We start from the raw sequence: 20413 nt of genomic DNA on the forward strand, positions 1-20413 counted from the left end.
CGGAGAGGCGAAGCGCGCCGGCCCAGTCGCGGGGCGGCGCGCTCGACTTCCCTATGCGGCCTCGGCCCGCCGGCTCGCCACCACCTGCTCGGCGGCGCGGCCGGTGAGCTCCGCCATGTGATCCAGCGTGAAGGTGAAGGTGCCCACACCCGAGGTCGCCGAGCGCAGCTCGATGATGAGCGAGGCCATCTCGGACTCCGGCATGTGCGCCTTCACCGTGTCCCAGCCCGGCCAGCCCTCGCGGCCGTCATAGCCGAGAAGCTGCCCGCGATGTCCCGTCACGATCTGGTTGACGCGCGAGGTGGCATCGCTCGGCACGTGGATCTCCACCGCCACGATGGGCTCGAGCAGCACGGGCGAACATTGCGGCATGCCGTCCGTCATGGCGATGCGCGCCGCCGTCTTGAAGGCCATCTCGGAGGAGTCGACGTCATGGTAGGAGCCGTCCGACAGGTTCACCGAGAAGTCCACCACCGGGAATCCGAGGGGACCGTGGCCCATCCATTCCCGGATGCCCTGTTCCACCGCCGGGATGTACTGCTTGGGCACCACGCCGCCGGTGATCGAGTCCGAGAACACGAAGCCCGAGCCGCGCGGCAGGGGTGCGATCTCCACCACCACGTCACCGTACTGGCCGTGCCCCCCGGACTGCTTCTTGTGCCGACCGCGCACCTGGATCGGTTTGCGGATCGTCTCCTTGTAGGCGATGCGCCGCGGCCGCGACTGGGCATGGACGCCGAACTTGCCCTGGAGCTTCTCCAGCGCCACGCGGAGATGCATCTCGCCCTGCCCCCACAGCACCATCTCGTGGGTGTCGTGATTGTGCTCGAGCGACAGCGAGGGATCTTCCTCGACGAGCTTGGCGATGGCGCTGGTGAGTTTCACCTCGTCCTTCCGGTCGGAAACGGAGATTGCCAGCCCGTAGACGCCGGGCGTCGTCGCCAGCTTGACGAGCTGCGGCGTGCTGCCCTTGGTCGTGGAAAGCGTTTCGCCCGTCTTCGCCGCATCGAGACGACCCAGCGCGACGGTGTCCCCGGCGGCGGCCTTCTGCACCTTGGCAGGCGTCGATCCCATCAGCGTGAAGACGCCGGCCACGCGGCTGTCCTGCCCGGAGGCGCCATGCAGCACCGTGCCATCCGTCACCTCTCCGGAAAGAATCCGCGAAAGCGAAAGCTTGCCGCCATGGGCTGTGTGGAAGGTCTTGAGCACCTGCACCGTGGTGCCGTTGCCCTTGTAGCCGAGCCGCTTCGCCGTCTCGGCGATGCCGGGTGCCTCGTGGCGGAGCGCCTTCATCAGCCGCTCGATGCCGGTGCCGTGCTCGGCCGAGCCGAACAGCACGGGCGTGATGTAGCCCTCGGCGAGCTCGCGCGAGAGGTCGGAGAACACCCGGTCGCGCGGCGGCTCCATGTCGGAAAGCAGTTGCTCCATCAGCTCGTCGTCATGGTCGGCGAGCTTCTCCAGCATGGCGAAGCGCTGGGATTTCTCGAGCTCCGCCATGTCCTGCGGCATGTCGATGAGCTTGCTCTCGAGGTGCTCCTGGTAGACGAAGGCGCGCTCCAGCGCGAGGTCCACGAAGCCCGTGACGATCGAGCCCTTCATGATCGGCAGCTGCCGGAGGATCAGCGGCTTCGATGAGGCGGGCTGCAGCCACTCGAGCACGTCGCGCGGCGCGGAATCGGACTTGTCCACCTTGTTGATGAACAGCATGCGCGGCAGCCCGATCTCGTCAAGCTGCTTGAGGATCAGCTGCAGCGCGGGGGCCTTCTTGTCGTCCGCCTCGCAGACGACGATGGCCACGTCCGCGCCGAGCAGTGCTGCGCGCTGGTCCTGCGTGAATTCAATGGAGCCGGGGCAGTCGAGGAAGGTGTAACTGTCGCCGAGATAGGTCGTGGTGGCGGCATTGAGCTCGACGCTCATGCCATGGGCGCGTGCTTCCGGGGCGGAATCACCCACCGTCGACCGCTCCGCCACCTTGCCCTGGCGCGGAATGGCGCCGGTGTGGAAGAGAATGGCTTCGAGAAGCGTGGTCTTGCCGCTGAGATAGGGGCCCACGAGTGCGACGCACCGCGAGCCCGAAGGCCTTCTGCCGTTTGATTGATCCATGGACGATGCTCCTTTGACAGCTCAACTCAATGCCCGTCGAAGGACCGCCCTTCTCAAAAACCGTGTCACCACGCCGGGGCGGTTCCACGGCTCAAAGAGTACTCCGTTTGAAGCACCCGGCAAGCGTTTTCGGAGAAAAGCGAGGCCCGGCGCAATGGCCGGGCCCCGCTCGAAAATCCTGGTGAAGTGGTCAGTTCGCGCGCTTGAGGCGCAGGCTGGCGACGCCGGCGGCGATGTTGAGGCCTGTCTGGGCCTGGACGCTCAGCGGCTGCAAGGCGATCGACTTGTCGGACCCGCCGATCAGCACGTTGGCGCCGAGACCGAGCGCCACCGACGCTTCGGCCGAAGCTCCGGCATAGCGTCCGGCAAGCGCACCGCGATTGATCTTGCCCGGTGCGAAAACTGCCCAGGCCATGACGGCCTTCCCGGTGACGCCCACGTCGAGACCAAACCTTCCGATGCTGCCCACATAGCGCTCGCGCTGGCCGACGGTGCCTTCGAAAACGCAATCGACCGACCTGGAAGAACCGATGATCATGCCCACGCCGCCGGACACGTCACAGCTCAATACGCCGATCTTGACGCCTTTCTTGGCAAGCGCCGGGGTGGTGGCGAGTCCGAGGGCGATCAGCGAGGCGAGGACGATCTTTTTCATGGTCGAGTCTCCTGTTGGCAGAATGGCCGTAGAGGCCGGAAATGTGTCGGGAGTTGGACACTGGATGAGAGCGCATAGCGGATCGTTAAGCCCGCCGCAACCCGGGGCTGTGCGCGCCTTTCATTGCCTCAATCGACGTAGCGAAGGGTGAAGCTCGCGAGCCCCGCGGCGATGTTGAGGCCGGTCTGTCCCTGGACGCTCAGCGGCTGCAGCGCGATCGACTTGTCGGAACCGCCCACCAGCACATTGGCCCCGAGTCCCACCGCGACGGTCGCCTCGGCCGTGGCCCCCGCATAGGTGCCTGCCAGCGCGCCCTGCCCCACTTTCCCCGGCGCGAAGACCACCCAGGACATGATGGTCTCCCCCGTGACCCCAATATCGATCCCGAGCTTGCCGATCCGCCCCTCGTAGTTCTCCGGGCCGTTCGGCCCCTCGAACACGCACCGCGCCGCCTGGGAGCCGCCGAGGATAAGCCCCACCCCAGCGGACACGTCGCAGGTGAGCACGCCGAGCTTGACGCCGTTGTCCGCGGACGCGGACGCGGCCGAGAGCGCCAGGGCCAGCGCGGAGAGCGATGCAGCAATCGGTTTCATGGTAGCCATCCCATTGAAGTTACGGGGCCCCCGAGGTCCCCACGCCTCGAACATGGCATAGGCAAGGGCCTGAAGGAAGAGCACCCCGTCCGCTCGCTCTCGGAAGGCTTGGCAGTTCAGAGAACGCTGGAGGATTGGTTGCGAAGTGCCCGAAACGACTCGGTTTTCAGCGCAGATTGCCGCAGAAGCGCTGGATGCGCTTGCAGGCATCCTCCAGCACCTCGGTGGCCGTGGCATAGGAGATGCGGAAGAAGGGCGACATGCCGAAGGCCGCGCCATGCACCGCGGCGACTCCTTCCGAGGCGAGGAGCTCGGTCACGAAATCCTCGTCGTTGCGGATGACGTTGCCGGTGGGTGCGGTCTTGCCGATGCAGCCGAGGCAGGAGGGATAGACATAGAAGGCGCCTTCGGGCGTCGGGCATGAGAGGCCGGAGGCTTGGTTCAGCATCGACACCACGAGGTCGCGGCGCTCCTTGAACACCTCGTTGTTGCTGGCGATGAAATCCTGCGGTCCGTTCAGCGCCTCCACCGCCGCCCACTGCGCAATCGAGGACGGGTTCGAGGTCGACTGCGACTGGAGCTTGGCCATCGCCTTGATGAGCTGCTCCGGCCCGGCGCCATAGCCGATGCGCCAGCCCGTCATGCAATAGGACTTCGAAACGCCGTTCATGGTGAGCGTCCGGTCGTAGAGCTTCGGTTCCACCTGGGCCGGCGTGGTGAACTCGAAATCGTCATAGACGAGGTGCTCGTACATGTCGTCGGAGAGCACCCAGACATTGGGATGCTTCACCAGCACGTCGGTCAGCGCCTTGAGCTCGGCGCGCGAATAGGCGGCCCCCGAGGGGTTCGAGGGCGAGTTGAGGATCAGCCACTTGGTCTTGGGCGTGATCGCCTTTTCGAGGTCCGAAGCCTGCAGCTTGAAGCCGTTCTCGAGCTTGCCCTCGACGAACACAGGCGTGCCGCCGGCCAGCATCACGATGTCGGGATAGCTCACCCAGTAGGGTGCGGGCACGATCACCTCGTCTCCGGGATTCACCGTGGCCATCAAGGCGTTGAACAGCACCTGCTTGCCCCCGGTGCCGACCGAAACCTGGGAAGGCTTGTACTCGAGACCGTTCTCGCGCTTGAACTTGTCGCAGATCGCCTTCTTGAGTTCCGGGATGCCGTCGACCGGCGTGTACTTGGTCTTGCCGGAGCGGATCGCCTTGATCGCCGCCTCCTTTATGTTGTCCGGCGTGTCGAAGTCCGGTTCGCCCGCCGCGAGCCCGATCACGTCGCGCCCCTCGGCCTTCAGCTGCATCGCCTTGTTGGAAATGGCGATGGTGGCGGAAGGCTGGATGCGGTTCAGCGAGTCGGAGATGAAGCCCATTGCGGTAACCTTTCGATTTCGCTGGCTCTCTAGGGGCAACCGGAGGCAAGGGCAAGCCTCAATCCGCCGCATCAACACGTGCTTCTGGATGCGCTAATGAGGCCGGTCATGGAGCGTGAACCCTTCCTCGTGGCGGGTGGCGGCATCGCCGGCCTCGCCGCCGCCCTGGCGCTCGCCCGGCACGCCGGCCCGGTGCGCCTTTTCGAGCAGGCCGCGGCCTTCGAGGAGGTGGGCGCCGGGCTCCAGATGTCGCCAAACGGCGTGGGCGCGCTGCGGGCCCTGGGCGCCTGGGAGGATGTCGAGCCCTCCTGCGTCATTCCGTCGGAAATCCATGTCCGGGACGGCGTCTCGGGCAGGCTCCTGCAGCGCATCCGGCTGGGCCGTCCCTTCGAGGAGCGCTTCGGCGCGCCCTATCGCGTCTGCCACCGGTCCGATCTCCTGGCGGGCCTGCTCGCGGCAGCCCGCCGCCATGGCACGATCGAACTCAACACCGCTCAGCGCGCCGTCTCCGCCCGGCAATCGGGAGACAGCGTCACGCTCGAATTCGCTGGCGGCTCCGCGGCGAGCGGCAGCGGCGTGATCGCGGCGGACGGCATCCGCTCCAGCCTGCGCGCCCTGGTCTGCGGCGAGGTCGCGCCCGTGGCCCGGGGCTCCGTCATCTGGCGCGGGCTGATCCCGCTCGGCAAGGTGCCGCCCGAGATCGAAGCGGACTGCGTGACGCTGTGGCTCTGCCCGGGCGGCCACGTCGTGCACTATCCGGTCAGCAACTGGCGGAGTTTCAACATCGTCGCAGCCGCCGACGGTGCGGTGGAAGATGGCGGCTGGCAGACACCGGCGCCCTCCTCGGAGGTGGTACGGCGCTTCGCTGTCGTGTGGGAGGAGCTGGGTGCTCTTCTCGCCACGCCCGATACCTACCTGCGCTGGCCCGCCGCCGACCTGCCGCCCCTCCCCGTCTGGTCGCGCGGGCGCCTCGCGCTCATCGGCGATGCGGCCCACGCCACCCTGCCCTATCTCGCCCAGGGTGCGGTGATGTCGCTCGAGGATGCCGTGGTGCTCGCGCGTGAACTCGCGCGGTTCGACAGCCTCCCCGAAGGTTTCGCCGCCTATGAGCAGGCGCGCAAGCCGCGCACCGCCCGCATCCAGGAGCAATCCCGCGGCATGAGCCGGGTCTATCACGCGGCGGGTCCCCTGGCCCTCGCCCGCAATCTTGTCCTCGGCTTCGGCAGCCCGTCGCTCGCCCTGAGGCGCCTCGAGTGGATCTATCGCTGGACGCCGGAAGCCGCCGCCTGAGCGATCAAGAAATCGTGTGCGATACGTCCACGGGCGGAGGTGTATCGTAAGAGCAGGAAACCCACAGGAGGAAGTCATGACGAGACTGGCGGCCGCGACCATCGCAGTTATCCTTGCAGCTGCCGCGCCCGCCCTTGCTGCGGGCGGCAACAGCGGCGGCGGCAACGCCTCTCCCGCCAAGACCTGCAAGAAGGGCGAGGTGTGGAACACGCAGAAGAAGAAATGCGTGAAGGTCCAGTCCGGCGTCCTGCCGGATGAGGATCTCTATGCCCAGGGCCGCGCCCTCGCCCGCGAGGGCCATTACGACTGGGCGATCGAGGTGCTCGCCAGCGTGCAGAACCAGAATGACCCGCGCGTCCTCAACTACACCGGCTACAGCCACCGCAAGGCTGGCCGCCTTGAGGTCGGCATCGCCTATTACCGGAAGGCGCTCGCCATCGATCCCGGTTTCAACCTCGCCCGCGAGTATCTCGGCGAAGGCTATATCGCCGCCGGCCGGGTGGATCTCGCCATGGCCGAGCTTAAGGCGATCAAGAGGAGTTGCGGCACCTCCTGCGAGGAATACCGCGAGCTCTCCGCCGCAATCGCCGCGGCGAACTGAGGCCTCCTCACACCGGCGGCACGATCCACTCGACCGTGCCCTGCCCCCACTCGCCGAGGCCCAGCCGCCCGGCGAGCGCGGGCAGCAGAAGCCGCATATCTTCCTCCATCGTCCACGGCGTGTTGAGGATGGCGAGCCCCGATCCCGCCAGCCCGCCCGCCGCGAATGCTTCGCGCACCCGCAGCTCCACCCTCAGCGTCGCCGGAACGCCCATGGCCTTCACCGATGCGAGAATGTTTTCCGCCGTCGCATCGGCCTTCAGCGGATACCACAGCAGATAGACTCCCTTGGCGAAGCGGCGCAGCGCATGGGCCAGCATGCGCACCGTTTTTTCCGCCTCGTTCCTCGCCTCGTAGGGCGGGTCGATGAGGACCACGCCGCGCCGCTCTGGCGGCGGCAGCTTCGCCTTGAGGCAGGTCTCGGCATCCATGCTGGTGACGTCGGCGCGGGGGTCGCGGATCAGATGGCGCTCGAGTGCGACCGCGTCCTCCGGGTGAAGCTCGTTGGCGATCAGCCGGTCTTCCTCCCGCATCAGGCGCAGCGCCAGTTCGGGCGAGCCCGGGTAGAAGCGCAGGCCGCCGCCGGGGTTGAGGCCCGCGATCACCGCCCGGTAAGGCGCCAGCAGCGCCTCGATCTCAGGGGGGAAGGGCTCCGCCAGGCGGCCGATGCCGCCTTCCCACTCGCCCGTCTTTCCCGCCTCGATGCCGGCGAGGTCGTAGAGCCCGATCCCGGCATGCGCGTCGAAGACGCGGAAAGGCTTCGCCTTCTTCTTCATGTGCTCGATGACGCGCGCCAGCACCACGTGCTTCAGGACGTCGGCGTGGTTTCCGGCGTGATAGGCGTGGCGGTAGTTCATGAGCGGAAGACGAAGAAGGCGCCCGCCGCGATCAGCGCGAAGCCGATCATGTGGTTCATGGTGATCGCCTGCTTCAGGTACATGACCGAGAACACGGCGAAGACCGCGAAGGTGATCACCTCCTGGATGGTCTTGAGCTCGGCCGCCGAATAGACCTGGTAGCCGATCCGGTTGGCGGGCACCGCGAGCCAGTATTCGAAGAAGGCGATGCCCCAGCTCGCGGTCACCGCCATCCACAGGGGCTTGCCCGTGTAGTTGAGGTGGCCGTACCAGGCGAAGGTCATGAACACGTTGGAGGCCACGAGCAGCAGCACGGGCAGCACATAGGGCGAGGTCAGGAAGGCCATGGCGAAACGATCTGTCTAGTCGGTGAGGGTGATCGAGGCGAGGTCGATCATCGTGCCGTCCTGCCCGAGATTGGCGAACAGCACCCGGCCCGGGTGGCTTCCATCGACCATGAAGAAGGACAGGGCGTCCACCGTGTAGCCGAGTTCGCCGCAGGGCGGCTCCGGAACCTCGATCTGCACGACGGCGTCGAAGGCCTCCTTGCGCTTGCCGGTTGGCACCACCTGGTAGGCGGTCCAGCCCGGGGGCACCGGCAGGCCCGGCACCTCGGCCATCACGCATTCGGGGTCATCCAGCACCAGGCCCTGCGCCTTGAGGTCTGCCAGCAGGGCGGGAGCGCCCTCCGCACGGAACTGGCGCAGCACGGCATAAGGCTCCCCCGCATTGACGCGAAGCGAGAACACGTCCTTGCCGGGATCGTAGACCACGTCCCACACGCCGGAGTCGAAGCTGCACTGCTCGGTCCACAGCCCGATTCCGCGGCCTTCCTTCCATTGCCACGAGCAGTTCTGCTTGTCGGTGGAATAGAACGGCACCGTCCGTCCGTCGGCGCCCGCCCGGGGCACCCGGACGCTCACCTCTGCGGCCGGAATGCAGACCTCTCCGCCCGGAGCGCGCGAGAGGGGCGCAAGACCCGGCGAGCCGGGCTCCAGCCCCTTGCCCTCGCCATAGAGGCAGATGCTGTCGCTTGTGGTCTCATAGACGATGACGCCGGCGATCTCGCGCGCCGGCAGGCGGTCCTTGGCGAATCCTTCCGAGAAGCGCACGTCGATCTGCTTGCCGAGCGCTGCGCGGAGGTTGAGGGTGGCGCTGTTTGCCGGTACGTAATGGTCCTCCGCGGAGGCGAAGTCGGATGAGAGGGCGAGGAGCCCGGCAGCGGCAAGCGGCGGGAGAGCGCGTTTCATGCACGCCAGTCATGCCAGACTCCCGGGCGTTTGGCTATCGCCTCCCCCACCCCCGGGTTAGGAAGGCCGGATGACTGCCATGACCGCGCCGGAACGCCCCTCCTACGCCATCCTCGTGGCGATCAGTGCCGTGGGCCCTCTGGCGCTCAACATCTTCATGCCCTCCATGCCGGGTCTGCAGCGGGAGTTCGGCGTCAGCTACGGCGTCGTCCAGCTCACCCTGACGCTCTATCTCATCGGCATGGCCGCCTGCCAGCTCGTCTACGGCCCGATCTCGGACCGCGTCGGCCGCCGCCCCATGCTGCTCTCGGGCCTCGCGCTCTTCGTCGCGGCGAGCCTCATGGCGGCGCTGGCCCCCTCGATCCACGTGCTGATCGCCGCACGGCTTCTCCAGGCCGTCGGCGGTGCCGCCGGCGTGGTGCTGGCCCGCGCCATGGTGCGCGACGTCTTCGACCGCGAGACCTCGGCCAGCGTCATCTCCTACATCACCATGGCCTTCGTCGTGGCGCCCATGGTGGCGCCGGCCATCGGCGGCTACATCGACGTCCACGGCGGCTGGCGCCTGGGGTTCTGGCTGCTGGCCCTGCTCGGCGGGATGGTGCTCGCCGCGGCGTGGTTCCACCTGCCGGAAACCCACCTGGTCCGCTCCGGCTCCGGCAAGGGGTTCGGCCTCGTCACCGGCGCGGCAAGGCTCTTCGCGCTGCCCCGCTTCCGCGGCTACACGCTCGTCCTCGCCTTCACCTCCTCGGTCTTCTTCGCCTTCCTCGGCGGCGCCCCCCACATCATGATGGACGTGCTCGGCCGCACGCCGATGGAATACGGCCTGTGGTTCGCCACGGTCTCCGCCGGCTACATGACGGGGAACTTCCTCTCCGGCCGATACACGAGGACCGTCGGTCTCGACCGCATGATCATGGCGGGCTGCGCCACGACGCTGGCGGGAGGCCTGCTCTGCTTCGCCGCGGCCCTCACCGGGCTGCTGACGCCCGCCACCCTCTTCCTTCCCATGTGCCTCGCCGCTCTCGGCAACGGCCTCACCATCCCGAACGGAACGGCGGGCGCCATCAGCGTGGATCCGCGCCTCACCGGAGCCGCGGCCGGATGGTCGGGCTTCGCCCAGATGGCCTGCGGCGCGGCCGCCTCGCAGCTCGTCGGCTCGCTGCAGGATGGCTGGCCCACCGCCGTGTTCTGGTTCATGGCGGCGGCGAGCCTTTTCGCCCTTCTTTCCAATGTCGTGATGGTGCGGCGGGCGGAACCAAGCCGCTGACCCGCCGTTCAGCCCCGGACCACATCCGAGGAGCCGAGACATGGCCGAAACCCGCGTCGAATCCGAAGAGCGCCTGGTGCAGTGGCTGCGCGACGCCCATGCCATGGAGAAGCAGGCCGAGACCATGCTGCACGGCATGGAGGAGCGCATCGAGAACTATCCCCATCTCAGGAAGCGCCTCGCCCAGCACCTGAAGGAGACGCAGCACCAGGCCCAGCGCCTCGAGGATGCCATCGGCCGCCTCGGCGGCTCCACCTCCGCCATCAAGGACACCGCCGCCAGCATGGTCACCCTGGTGCAGAACCTCGGCACGGCGCTCGCCGGCGACGAGGTGATGAAGGGCGTGCTCGCAGGTTTCGCCTTCGAGCACTACGAGATCGGCTCCTACCGCATCCTCATCGCCGCCGCCGGGGTGCTGGGCGACAAGGAGACGGCCCGCATCTGCCGCGAGAACCTGCGCGAGGAGGAAGACATGGCCCAGTGGCTTTCCCAGAACATCGACTCCATCACCGCCGAATACCTCGAACGCGAGGACCGCGGCAGCGAGCGCGCGAAGCGGTAAGGGGCCCTTCCCCTTCTCCCGTTGCGGAGCAATGGGAGAAGGTGTCCGAAGGGCGGGTGAGGGCCACGTTTCCGCCAGCCCCGCCCTTCCCCCTCCCCGCCCCAGCCCCTATATTCCGCCCATCATGGGACACTCACGTCAGGAAGGCGGCTTCGCGGAAGCGCCGCAGCCGCTCGATTTCGACTCCGCCGAACCCCTGGGCGGCGGCCTCGGGCCGCTCCGCCCGGAATTCGTGCCGCTGGCGAGCTTCACCCCCGTCAAGCCGCCCAAGCCACCGAAATCCGCGGGCGGCAAGCCGCTGAGGATCGTCTCGGAGTTCGAGCCGCGGGGCGACCAGCCGCAGGCCATCGCGGAACTCGTCGCCGGCGTGCAGCAGCTCGAGCGCGACCAGGTGCTCCTGGGCGTCACCGGCTCAGGCAAGACCTTCACCATGGCCAAGGTCATCGAGCAGACGCAGCGCCCGGCCCTGATCCTCGCCCCCAACAAGACGCTCGCCGCCCAGCTCTACGGCGAGTTCCAGAGCTTCTTCCCGGAGAACGCGGTCGAGTATTTCGTTTCCTACTACGACTATTACACGCCCGAGGCCTACGTCCCGCGTTCGGACACCTACATCGAGAAGGAATCCGCCATCAACGAGCAGATCGACCGCATGCGCCACTCGGCCACGCGCTCGCTCCTGGAACGTGACGACGTGGTGGTGGTCGCCTCCGTCTCCTGCATCTACGGCATCGGCGACGTCGAGACCTATTCCGCCATGGCCTTCGAGCTGAAGAAGGGCCAGAGGACACCGCAGCGCCAGCTCCTCGCCGATCTCGTGGCGCTCCACTACAAGAGGAACGACCAGAACTTCGTGCGCGGCACCTTCCGGGTGCGCGGCGACACGATCGAGCTCTTCCCCTCCCACTTCGAGGACCGCGCCTGGCGCATCTCGCTCTTCGGCGACGAGGTGGAGGCGATCTCGGAATTCGATCCCCTGACCGGCCAGAAGATGGCGGAGCTCGATCAGATCAAGGTCTATTCCAACTCGCATTACGTGACGCCGAAGCCGACGCTGGAACAGGCCGTCTCGCGCATCAAGCACGACCTGCGCCTGAGATTGCAGGAGTTCAACGCCGCGGGCCGGCTGCTCGAAGCCCAGCGCCTCGAGCAGCGCACCATGTTCGACATCGAGATGATGATGGCCACCGGCTCCTGCGCCGGCATCGAGAACTATTCGCGCTACCTCACCGGCCGCAAGCCCGGCGAGCCGCCGCCCACCCTCTTCGAATACCTGCCCGACAACGCGCTGGTCTTCATCGACGAGAGCCACGTGACGATCCCGCAGATCGGCGGCATGTTCCGGGGCGACTTCAACCGCAAGGCAACCCTCGCCGAATACGGCTTCCGCCTGCCCTCCTGCATCGACAACCGCCCCTTGCGCTTCGAGGAGTGGGACGCGATGCGCCCGCAGACCGTCTGCGTCTCGGCCACGCCCGGCAAATGGGAGATGAACCAGACGGGCGGCGTCTTCGCCGAGCAGGTGATCCGACCGACGGGCCTCATCGATCCGCCCGTCCACATCCGCCCCGTGAAGGACCAGGTGGACGATCTCGTGGCCGAGTGCAAGGAAACCGCGCTCAAGGGCTTCCGCACCCTCGTCACCACGTTGACCAAGCGCATGGCCGAGGACTTGACCGAATACATGCACGAGCAGGGCATCCGTGTCCGCTACATGCATTCCGACATCGACACGCTGGAGCGCATCGAGATCATCCGCGACCTCCGCCTCGGCGCCTTCGACGTGCTGGTCGGCATCAACCTGCTGCGCGAGGGTCTCGACATTCCGGAATGCGCCCTCGTCGCCATCCTCGACGCCGACAAGGAAGGCTTCCTCCGCTCCGAGACGTCGCTGATCCAGACCATCGGCCGCGCCGCGCGCAACGTCGAGGGCAAGGTGATCCTCTATGCCGACCAGGTGACGGGTTCGATGGAGCGCGCCATCGCCGAGACGAACCGCCGCCGCGAGAAGCAGATGGCCTACAACGAGGCCAACGGCATCACCCCGCAATCGGTGAAGAAGAACATCGGCGACATCCTCAAGTCCGTCTACGAGCAGGACCATGTCCGCGCCGATGCCGGCCTGATGGAGGATGGCCCGCTCATCGGACACAATCTCGAGAAGGTCCTGGCCGACCTCGAGAAGAAGATGCGCGAAGCCGCCGCCAACCTCGAGTTCGAGGAAGCCGCCCGCCTGCGTGACGAGGTGAAGCGCCTCAAGGCCGTGGAACTCGCCGTGATCGACGACCCCACCGTCCGGCAGTCCAACATCAAGGACGCGACGGCGTCATGGCCGCAGCCGAAACCGGAAAGAAAGGCGAGCTCGAAGGCGGGAAAACCGGGGTCGAGAACGTTTCGCGGCCGCAAGCCGCGATGAAAAGGTCCAGTGGACCTTTTCACGTTCGAGACGCGCTGAGCTCAAGCGAAGCGCCGGGAGGGCGTTCAGGGGGCCGAAGAAGAGGTAGCAGATCCGGATGACACAAGCCTCGATTGGCGTCGTCCCGAGAAGACCGGAATAGTGTGTGGGAGATGACGTATCCTCTCCCGCGGGAGGTGGGAGAGGGTGCCCGAAGGCCGGGTGAGGGCCTCCGTCCGTGCCCCAGGCCGGTAAGGCCCTCATGCGGCGCTGCGCGCCACCTTCTCCGAAGCGGTTAAGGGTGGGACTTCTTTTTGTATTTGCGATCGATGCGGGCGCCGCCCGGGAAAACTCGACTGCCAGCCCCATGAAGGACCGGCAAGAAGGCGTGGGCAGCGCCCGCGCCGGGGAGAAGAGACAGAACCCAGACGGAGAGGCCTTGAGGGCGTCCGGGAGATGGCCTGTCTCCCGGTCTCTCCGCCTGCCCCCGGATCCCGCGCCACGTTCGCGCGAGGCCCGGAGGGCCTGCCGCTCCCTTTCCAGGTCCGGGCTTCCGTCGCGAGCGGAACCCCTTCCCCGGCGGGAGTGACGACTATCTAGCTCATTCTAGGAATAAAGTCAACAGATAAGATTCCTGTCATTTCCTCCGATGAAGGGGTGACAGCCCCTCCCGCGCGTTGCACAATGCGCGGCAAGGACGGTCAGCCCACTCCGCACGAGGTCACACCCATGCGACGCCGCTCTCTCCTCGCCCTCCTGGCGCTTGCCGCCTCCGCCGCCCCCGCCGCAGCCCATCACGGCTGGGGCTCCTATGATGCCGAAAAGCCGCTCACCCTCGCGGGCGTGATCGACGAGGTCACCATCTCCAACCCCCACGGCATGATGATGCTCACGATCGACGGCGTGATGTGGCACGTCACCCTCGCCCCGCCCTCCCGCATGAACGCGCGCGGCGCCACGGCCGAGATCGTGAAGAAGGGGGCGGAGGTCGCCGCCTTCGGCTATCCGAAGCGCGACGGCACGAAGGAGATCCGCGCCGAGTGGATCGAGATCGGCGGCGCGCGCTTCGAACTGCGCTGAGCCCCTGCCATGGAGGGGCTGTGGCTCGCCCTCGAGCAATCGGCCTTCGGCGACCTGGTGCGCCAGTCCACCTGGCTCTACCCCGCCGCCAACGTCCTGCATGTGCTGGGGGTGATCGGCTTCTTCGCGACGGTGGCCGTCATGGACCTCGCCCTCCTCCGTGCCCTGCCCGGCGGCGCGGCGAAGGCGGCGGTCGCACGGTTCCGGCCCTTCGCCGCGCTGCTGCTCGCCGTGATCGCTGCCACCGGGCTCGTGCTGTTCACGCCGGAGGCCTCGGCCCTCGCGGCCAACCCGGCGCTCCGGGCGAAGCTTCTGCTCGTGCTGCTGGGTCTCGCCAACGTCGCCGTGAACGAGGCGGCGCTGCGGTCGGCCGGCCCGGACTCAGGAACGGTCCGGCTGACGGCGGGCCTCTCGCTCCTCGTCTGGCTCGGCGTGGCGGCCTTGGGCCGCACCATCGCCTATGTCTAGCCGGGAACTTGCCTTCCGCCGGCGTCGTTTCCCGCCGAACCGGTCAATTCACGTACAGGAGGCGAGCCATGCCGCAGGGTGACAAGTCGGCCTACACGGCCAAGCAGAAGCGCAAGGCGGAACACATCGAGGAAGGCTACGAGAAGCGCGGCGTCTCCCACAAGGAAGCGGAGAAGCGCGCCTGGGCCACGGTGAACAAGCAGGACGGCGGGGGCAAGAAGTCCGGCTCGGCGGCGAAGCACTGAGAAGCCGCCCAATTCTTGCCGACTTTTCAAGCTCTAGCGTGGAAGCAGCGCTGCCGCCTTCCGCCGCGGTCGGCATTTGTGTATGGATGTGCCCTGTGGGCATGAGAGGGGAGAACCGATGGGCCTGAAGATGAAGGACGGTCGCATCGTTGCGGCCATGGCGCTGGTGGGCCTGCTCGCCGCGGGCTGCTCGACGACGGGTGATTCGGGCGGTGCCGATTCCTCCTCCACGGTCGGTTCGCAGCAGCTCTCGGCGGCAGAAATCCAGACCATTCTCGCCGGCAAGAGCTGGCGCTTCCAGGGCCCCAACAACACCGGCACCACCCTCTATGCCGAGGACGGCAGCTCGCTCGTCGAGGTCGACGGCAAGGGCACCACCAAGGGCAAGTGGATGACCAAGGACGGCCAGCTCTGCGAGAGCTTCGATCCTGCCCCGCCGTGGCTGCCGGGCGGCGTTCCGATGAGCTGCTATCCCTTCTCCCGGGGCGCGGCGCCGGGGTCCTACCAGGCGGGCAAGGCGGTCTTCACGGTCGCGTCATAGAGCTTTGATCCCTCGCCACAATTGGGCCACAGGCTGACCAAAGTCACGCCTTCTGCACGCAGGATAGGCTCTCAGCGCCAGATCCCGTGAACGATTAGGATGAATTGATGACGATGCGCCTTTCGCGCCGCTCCTTGCTGTTGACAGGTCTCTCCGTGGCGGTTTCCGCCCGCGCCGCCTTCGCGCAGTCCACTCCATACGACGAAGCCGATCCCTTCGGCGGCGGCAGCGACAGCTTCGCCACCGACGAGCAGTATTACGATCCGGCCCTCCTGCCGCCGCCCGAGTCTCCCATCGATTACCCGATCGAGCCCGTCTCCCCCCGCCGCATCAAGAAGCGCTTCCGCCGCCAGATGGTGGAGTTCGACGGGATGGAAGACCCCGGCACCATCGTCGTCGATCCCGACAACCGCTTCCTCTATCACGTGCTGGCCTATGGCAGCGCCGTGCGATACGGCGTCGGCGTGGGCCGCGCCGGCTTCGCCTGGGCGGGCGACGCCAAGATCGGCATGAAGCGCCGCTGGCCGCGCTGGGTGCCGCCGCGCGAGATGGTTGACCGCGACGAGCGCGCCCGCCAGTGGGTGAACGGCCAGCCCGGCGGCCCCGAAAATCCCCTGGGTGCGCGCGCGCTCTATCTCTACGCGAACGGCCAGGACACGCTGTACCGAATCCATGGCACCAACGAGCCGCAGTCGATCGGCAAGGCCATGTCCTCCGGCTGCATCCGCATGCTGAACCAGGACGTGGCGGAGCTTTACGACAACGTCATCGTGGGAACGCCGGTGATCGTCCGGCCATCGCGGGGCGCGTGAGGGCCATGGCGGCGGGACCTGGGATCACCGCCATCGGCTTCGACGCCGACGATACGCTCTGGCAGAACGAGACCTTTTTCCGCATGACGGAGCAGCGCTTCGCCGAACTGCTCTCCGGCCACGGCGAGCATCACGTGATCTCCGCCAGGCTGCTCGAGGCCGAGCGCCGCAACCTCCGCTACTACGGCTATGGCGTGAAGGGCTTCACCCTCTCCATGATCGAGACGGCGGTGGAGGTGACGAGGGGCGAGGTGCCTTCCTCCGTCATCGCCGAGATCCTGAGCTTCGGCCGCCAGATGCTGGAGAACCCCGTCGAGACCCTGCCCCACGCGCGCGAGACGCTCGATGCGCTGGCCGGCCGCTACCGCATCCTCCTCATCACCAAGGGCGATCTCTTCGATCAGGAGAGGAAGCTCGCCCAGTCGGGGCTGGGCGAATACTTCAATGCCGTGGAGATCGTGAGCGAGAAGACCCCCGGCACCTACGAGCGCATCTTCACCCGCCACGCCGACGGGCCCGGCCGGGCCGTGATGGTCGGCAATTCGCTGAAGTCGGACGTGGTGCCCGCCATTGCCGCGGGCGGCTACGGCATCCACGTGCCGCACGAACTCACCTGGATCCTGGAGCACGAGGAGGCGCCGGAGGACAATCCCCGCTTCCGCCGCATCGAGGACCTCGCCCAGCTCCCGCCGCTTTTGGGGCAAATCACTTGAAGGCCTGCGCCCCATGTGGCACATGCCGCCAACTGCTTGAGGACAACCGATCGTGACCGCCCGCAAGACGATTCGTACACTGAGCATTTTCGCTCTCGCCGCACTCCTCGCCGCCTGTTCGCAGGGGCCGAAGGGCGTGCGCATCACCAATGACGGCACCTCGGCCACCACCGACAAGACGCCGGTGCCGATCTCGGACTTCACCGCCGACCAGATCCGCACCGCCATCGCCGGCAAGACCTTCCAGTACACGCGGCCGGACGGCAACGGCTTCATCACCTACAACGCCGACGGCACCTTCAGCTACCAGGACGACGAGAAGGGCGGCGGCGAAGGCAAGTGGACGGCCAACGGCACGGAATACTGCGAGACCTTCGGCAACAACCCACCCGAGTGCGGCGTGTTCAAGAACACCGGAGACGCCTATTTCGCCGCCAAGTCGCGGCTGGTCGAGATGAAGGTCTAGAAGCCTTCGTCCGCCCTTCGGAGGAGGTGGCGCGGCACGCGCCGGATAGGCCCCTCACCTACGCGTTGAGAAACGGATTCGTCCGCCGCTCCTCGCCGATGCGGCAGGGCGATCCGTGGCCGGGGAGGCAGACGACGTCGTCGCCCAGCGGGAACAGCTTCTCCCTGATCGAGCGCAGAAGCGTGGCATGATCGCCGCGCGGAAAATCGGTGCGGCCGATCGAACCCTGGAAGAGGACATCGCCCACCAGCGCGAAGCGGTTCTCCTGGTTGAAGAACACCACCGAGCCCGGCGTGTGGCCCGGCGCCTCGTAGACGGCGAAGGAGAGATCGCCGACCGTGACGCTGTCGCCCTCCCTCAGCCAGCGGTCCGGCACCACCGGCCGTGACGCCATCCCGTACTGCGCGCCCGACTCCGCCAGCTTCTCGAGCAGGAACAGGTCCTCCGGGTGCGGCCCTTCGATGGGAACGCCCAGCTTTTCCTGGAGCTCGGCAGCGCCGCCGGCATGGTCGATGTGGCCGTGGGTGAGGAGGATCTTCTCGATCGTGATGCCGCTTTCGTGGATCGCCTCGATGATCTGATCCACGTCGCCACCGGGGTCCACGATGGCGCCCAGCTTGCGGGCGTCGTCGAAGACCAGCGAGCAGTTCTGCTGGAACGGCGTGACGGGGATGATGAAGGCCTGGAGCTTTGTCATGGCTGGGCTGCATAGCTGCCGCTCCAGTCAGGCGCAACCTCCTTGCCGGACGGTCCGCCCCCGTCTACAGCCATGTTGAACGACGATTCAAAACCAGGTCCATGCCTCCCGCCGCAGCGACATCGCGCACCGGAAACATCATCGCCGCCCTCGCGGCGGTGGGTGCCTGCGACGTCGCCTTCGGCCTGACGCTGCAGCTTCTCCCCCTCCTGATGGAGCGGGATGGATGGCCCGCCTGGGCCATCGGCCTCAACGTCGCCATGGGGCCCATCGGCATCCTCCTTGCCGGGCCTTTCCTGCCGAAGCTGCTCGGCAATTTCGGAACGCGGCGCGCTGCCGTCGCGCTGATCCTCATCCTCGCCCTGAGCCTCGCGGCGATCAGCGTCTCGCCGGTATGGATGTGGTTTCCGCTGCGCTTCGTCTTCGGCATGGCGACGAGCGCCCTCTTCACCATCAGCGAGGCCTGGGTGCTCTCCTTCGCCACCGCCCAGAACCGCGGCCGGGTGATGGGGATCTATACCTCGATGCTCGCCGTCACCTTCGCGGTGGGCCCCCTGATCCTGCCCTGGACGGGGATAACCGGCGTGCTGCCCTGGGCCATCGGCATCGCCTGCATCCTGGTGGGGCTGCTTCCCCTCGCCTTCGTCAGCGTGGCGGATGACGACTTCCGCGAAAAGGAAAGCGGGCGCTTCTTCGCCTTCGTCAGCAAGGCGCCGATGCTGCTTTTCGCCGTGGCCGCCGCCACCCTCTTCGACAATGTGCTGATCTCCTTCTTCACGATCTACGGCCTCCGCCACGGCCTCGAACTCGACGTGGCGAGCCGCATCCTGGGGATCGGCATCATCGGCAACGTGCTGATGTTCTATCCCATCGGCTGGCTCGCCGACCACTGGTCGCGCCAGGGCGTGATGCTGGTGACCGCGGGCCTCACCGTGCTTCTCTCGCTGAGCCTCCTCCTCGTCATCACACACTGGACCGTGTGGCCGGTGATGATGCTGCTCACGGCCTCCGCCTTCGGCGTCTACGTCGTGGCGCTCGCCGTGATGGGCGACCGCTTCGCCGGGCCGGACCTGATCGCCGGCGCCGCGGCGATCGCCGCCATGTGGGGCGTGGGCGGCCTCATCGGTCCGCCGATCGCCGGCGCCGCGATCGACCTCTTCGGCATCAACGCCATGCCGGTGACGCTCGCCTTCTTCTACGTGCTGCTGCTCGCAGGGCTGATCATGAGCGGCGGCAGGCTGGTGCGCGGGGAGGCCCATGGATAGGCAGCGCCTCGTCAACCTCCTGGCGGCGATCGCCGCCATCACGGTGTTCGGTTTCACCTTCGGGCTGATGTTCCCGCTGCTCTCCCTCATCATGGAGAGCCAGGGCATCCCCTCCCACATCATCGGCTACAACGCGGCGATGCACCCCGTGGGAATCGTCCTCTCGATATTCGTCATCCCCGCGGTGGTGCGCCGCTTCGGGGCGAAGCGCGCGGTGATCGGCGCTGCCTTCCTCACCGCGGCGGTGATCGTCTCCTATCCCTTCTTCCCGGTCTTCTGGTGGTGGTTCGGCTTCCGCATCCTGCAGGGCTTCTTCGTCTCGATCCTCTTCGCCATCAGCGAGGCATGGATCGTGAAGTTCGCCGAGGGCCCCTGGCGCTCGCGCATTCTCGCCCTCTACACCTCCATCCTGGCGCTAAGCTTCGGCGGCGGCCCCGCAATCATTACCCTAACCGGCATCGAGGGCACCGCCCCCTTCCTGGTCGGCGCGGCGGTGCTGCTGGTGGCGATGCTGCCCATCTTCTTCGTCAAGGACGAGGAGGTGAAAAGCGAGGACGAGAACCCGCTCTCCGTGCTGGCCTTCGCGCGGAAAGCGCCGATCCTGCTCTTTGCAGTCGGGATGTTCGCCATTCTCGATGCGGCGAACCTGAGCTTCCTTCCCGTCTATGCCGTGAAGAAAGGCTTCGACCAGGAAACCGCCGCCCTGGCCTTGACCGCCTTCGTGGTCGGCAACACCGTGCTGCAATTCCCCATCGGCTGGGCGGCCGATCATTTCCCCAAGCGCCTGGTCATGGCGGTGTGCGGCGTCCTCACCGGCGCCGCCTCGTTCCTCGTGCCCTTCGTGTTCGGCACCTTCGCGCTGTGGCCGGTGCTCACCGTGATGGGCGCGACCGCCGCCGGCATCTACACCGTGGCGCTCGCCGAACTGGGCGAGCGCTTCTCCGGCCATGAGCTCGTCACCGGCACCGCCTCCTTCTCCACCATGTGGGGGCTCGGCGCGCTGGCGGGCTCGCTCACCGCCGGCTGGTCCATCGCCGCCTTCGGGCCCGACGGCATGCCTTTCACCATGGCGGCCGTCTTCCTCGTCTTCATCATCAGCCTCGCACGCCGCCGCAAGCCGGCCTGATCTGCCCCGCTGGACTTTCCCGAAGCCCGCGGCGATGCTGCGCCGGACGAGATCGAGACGGG

21 protein-coding genes and 1 pseudogene are annotated in these 20413 nt (G+C 67.1%); 14 read left to right on the forward strand and 8 right to left on the reverse strand.

Annotated features, from left to right (window positions below; all coding sequences use genetic code 11):
- Positions 1-51: 51 nt before the first annotated feature.
- From ACK4HL_RS11975 to ACK4HL_RS11990, 4 genes are all read right to left on the reverse strand, one after another.
- On the reverse strand, positions 52-2103 hold the full coding sequence (locus ACK4HL_RS11975; protein WP_409760566.1) for an elongation factor G: 2052 nt from the start codon (positions 2101-2103) through the stop codon (positions 52-54).
- 190 nt (positions 2104-2293) lie between these two features.
- Positions 2294-2758 (reverse strand): DUF992 domain-containing protein, encoded by a 465-nt coding sequence (locus ACK4HL_RS11980; protein WP_409760568.1) that lies wholly within the window; start codon positions 2756-2758, stop codon positions 2294-2296.
- 128 nt (positions 2759-2886) lie between these two features.
- Positions 2887-3360, reverse strand: coding sequence for a DUF992 domain-containing protein (locus ACK4HL_RS11985; protein ID WP_409760570.1), 474 nt, complete (start codon positions 3358-3360; stop codon positions 2887-2889).
- A gap of 157 nt (positions 3361-3517) precedes the next feature.
- Positions 3518-4720, reverse strand: a complete 1203-nt coding sequence (locus tag ACK4HL_RS11990) for a pyridoxal phosphate-dependent aminotransferase (protein WP_409760571.1) — start codon at positions 4718-4720, stop codon at positions 3518-3520.
- Between the two features lie 108 nt (positions 4721-4828).
- Between ACK4HL_RS11990 and ACK4HL_RS11995 the strand changes: the two genes are divergently transcribed.
- Together ACK4HL_RS11995 and ACK4HL_RS12000 are read left to right on the forward strand one after the other, a co-directional pair.
- Positions 4829-6010: an FAD-dependent monooxygenase gene (locus tag ACK4HL_RS11995; RefSeq protein ID WP_409760572.1), complete on the forward strand. Its 1182-nt coding sequence runs from the start codon at positions 4829-4831 to the stop codon at positions 6008-6010.
- A 76-nt stretch (positions 6011-6086) separates the two neighbouring features.
- Positions 6087-6611, forward strand: coding sequence for a tetratricopeptide repeat protein (locus ACK4HL_RS12000; protein ID WP_409760574.1), 525 nt, complete (start codon positions 6087-6089; stop codon positions 6609-6611).
- A 7-nt stretch (positions 6612-6618) separates the two neighbouring features.
- Here the strand turns inward: ACK4HL_RS12000 and ACK4HL_RS12005 are convergent, their stop codons facing one another.
- From ACK4HL_RS12005 to ACK4HL_RS12015, 3 genes are read right to left on the reverse strand one after another with little or no spacing between them, the layout of a single operon-like run.
- Positions 6619-7467: a 23S rRNA (adenine(2030)-N(6))-methyltransferase RlmJ gene (locus ACK4HL_RS12005; RefSeq protein ID WP_409760576.1), complete on the reverse strand. Its 849-nt coding sequence runs from the start codon at positions 7465-7467 to the stop codon at positions 6619-6621.
- Positions 7464-7814, reverse strand: coding sequence for a DMT family protein (locus tag ACK4HL_RS12010; RefSeq protein WP_409760578.1), 351 nt, complete (start codon positions 7812-7814; stop codon positions 7464-7466). Before ACK4HL_RS12010 ends, ACK4HL_RS12005 begins: the two co-directional genes overlap by 4 nt.
- Before the next feature lie 15 nt (positions 7815-7829).
- Positions 7830-8717: a hypothetical protein gene (locus ACK4HL_RS12015; RefSeq protein WP_409760580.1), complete on the reverse strand. Its 888-nt coding sequence runs from the start codon at positions 8715-8717 to the stop codon at positions 7830-7832.
- A 70-nt stretch (positions 8718-8787) separates the two neighbouring features.
- On the opposite strand from ACK4HL_RS12015, the gene ACK4HL_RS12020 reads away from it, so the two are divergent.
- The 10 genes and pseudogenes from ACK4HL_RS12020 to ACK4HL_RS12065 all read left to right on the forward strand — a co-directional run bounded on the left by ACK4HL_RS12020 (position 8788) and on the right by ACK4HL_RS12065 (position 17263).
- Positions 8788-9984 (forward strand): multidrug effflux MFS transporter, encoded by a 1197-nt coding sequence (locus tag ACK4HL_RS12020; RefSeq protein ID WP_409760582.1) that lies wholly within the window; start codon positions 8788-8790, stop codon positions 9982-9984.
- A 40-nt stretch (positions 9985-10024) separates the two neighbouring features.
- Entirely contained in the window at positions 10025-10546 is a 522-nt protein-coding gene (locus tag ACK4HL_RS12025) for a ferritin-like domain-containing protein (protein ID WP_409760584.1), read from the forward strand.
- Between the two features lie 124 nt (positions 10547-10670).
- Positions 10671-12959: an excinuclease ABC subunit UvrB gene (gene uvrB / locus ACK4HL_RS12030; RefSeq protein WP_409760586.1), complete on the forward strand. Its 2289-nt coding sequence runs from the start codon at positions 10671-10673 to the stop codon at positions 12957-12959.
- 708 nt (positions 12960-13667) lie between these two features.
- On the forward strand, positions 13668-14018 hold the full coding sequence (locus ACK4HL_RS12035) for a DUF6152 family protein (RefSeq protein ID WP_409760588.1): 351 nt from the start codon (positions 13668-13670) through the stop codon (positions 14016-14018).
- A 9-nt stretch (positions 14019-14027) separates the two neighbouring features.
- Positions 14028-14486, forward strand: coding sequence for a hypothetical protein (locus ACK4HL_RS12040; RefSeq protein WP_409760590.1), 459 nt, complete (start codon positions 14028-14030; stop codon positions 14484-14486).
- A 68-nt stretch (positions 14487-14554) separates the two neighbouring features.
- Positions 14555-14728: pseudogene (locus ACK4HL_RS12045) on the forward strand (plasmid stabilization protein); the annotation flags it as partial.
- Positions 14729-14849: 121 nt separating this feature from the next.
- Positions 14850-15272, forward strand: a complete 423-nt coding sequence (locus ACK4HL_RS12050) for a hypothetical protein (RefSeq protein ID WP_409760592.1) — start codon at positions 14850-14852, stop codon at positions 15270-15272.
- A 107-nt stretch (positions 15273-15379) separates the two neighbouring features.
- On the forward strand, positions 15380-16084 hold the full coding sequence (locus tag ACK4HL_RS12055) for a L,D-transpeptidase (RefSeq protein ID WP_409760594.1): 705 nt from the start codon (positions 15380-15382) through the stop codon (positions 16082-16084).
- A gap of 5 nt (positions 16085-16089) precedes the next feature.
- Positions 16090-16797 carry an HAD family hydrolase gene (locus ACK4HL_RS12060; protein WP_409760596.1) on the forward strand — a complete coding sequence of 236 codons (708 nt, stop codon included), beginning with the start codon at positions 16090-16092 and terminating at the stop codon, positions 16795-16797.
- A gap of 52 nt (positions 16798-16849) precedes the next feature.
- Positions 16850-17263, forward strand: a complete 414-nt coding sequence (locus tag ACK4HL_RS12065; RefSeq protein ID WP_409760598.1) for a hypothetical protein — start codon at positions 16850-16852, stop codon at positions 17261-17263.
- A gap of 58 nt (positions 17264-17321) precedes the next feature.
- On the opposite strand, the gene ACK4HL_RS12070 is transcribed toward ACK4HL_RS12065, so the two are convergent.
- Complete coding sequence (locus ACK4HL_RS12070; RefSeq protein WP_409760600.1) at positions 17322-17960, reverse strand: MBL fold metallo-hydrolase; 639 nt, start codon at positions 17958-17960, stop codon at positions 17322-17324.
- Between the two features lie 101 nt (positions 17961-18061).
- On the opposite strand from ACK4HL_RS12070, the gene ACK4HL_RS12075 reads away from it, so the two are divergent.
- Positions 18062-19225: an MFS transporter gene (locus ACK4HL_RS12075; RefSeq protein WP_409760602.1), complete on the forward strand. Its 1164-nt coding sequence runs from the start codon at positions 18062-18064 to the stop codon at positions 19223-19225.
- Positions 19218-20351, forward strand: a complete 1134-nt coding sequence (locus ACK4HL_RS12080; protein WP_409760604.1) for an MFS transporter — start codon at positions 19218-19220, stop codon at positions 20349-20351. The genes ACK4HL_RS12075 and ACK4HL_RS12080 overlap by 8 nt, the downstream gene beginning before the upstream one ends.
- Positions 20352-20413: the final 62 nt, after the last annotated feature.

Origin of the sequence: Aestuariivirga sp. (assembly GCF_046294715.1) — a bacterium.
In the GTDB taxonomy this organism is placed as follows: domain Bacteria; phylum Pseudomonadota; class Alphaproteobacteria; order Rhizobiales; family Aestuariivirgaceae; genus Aestuariivirga.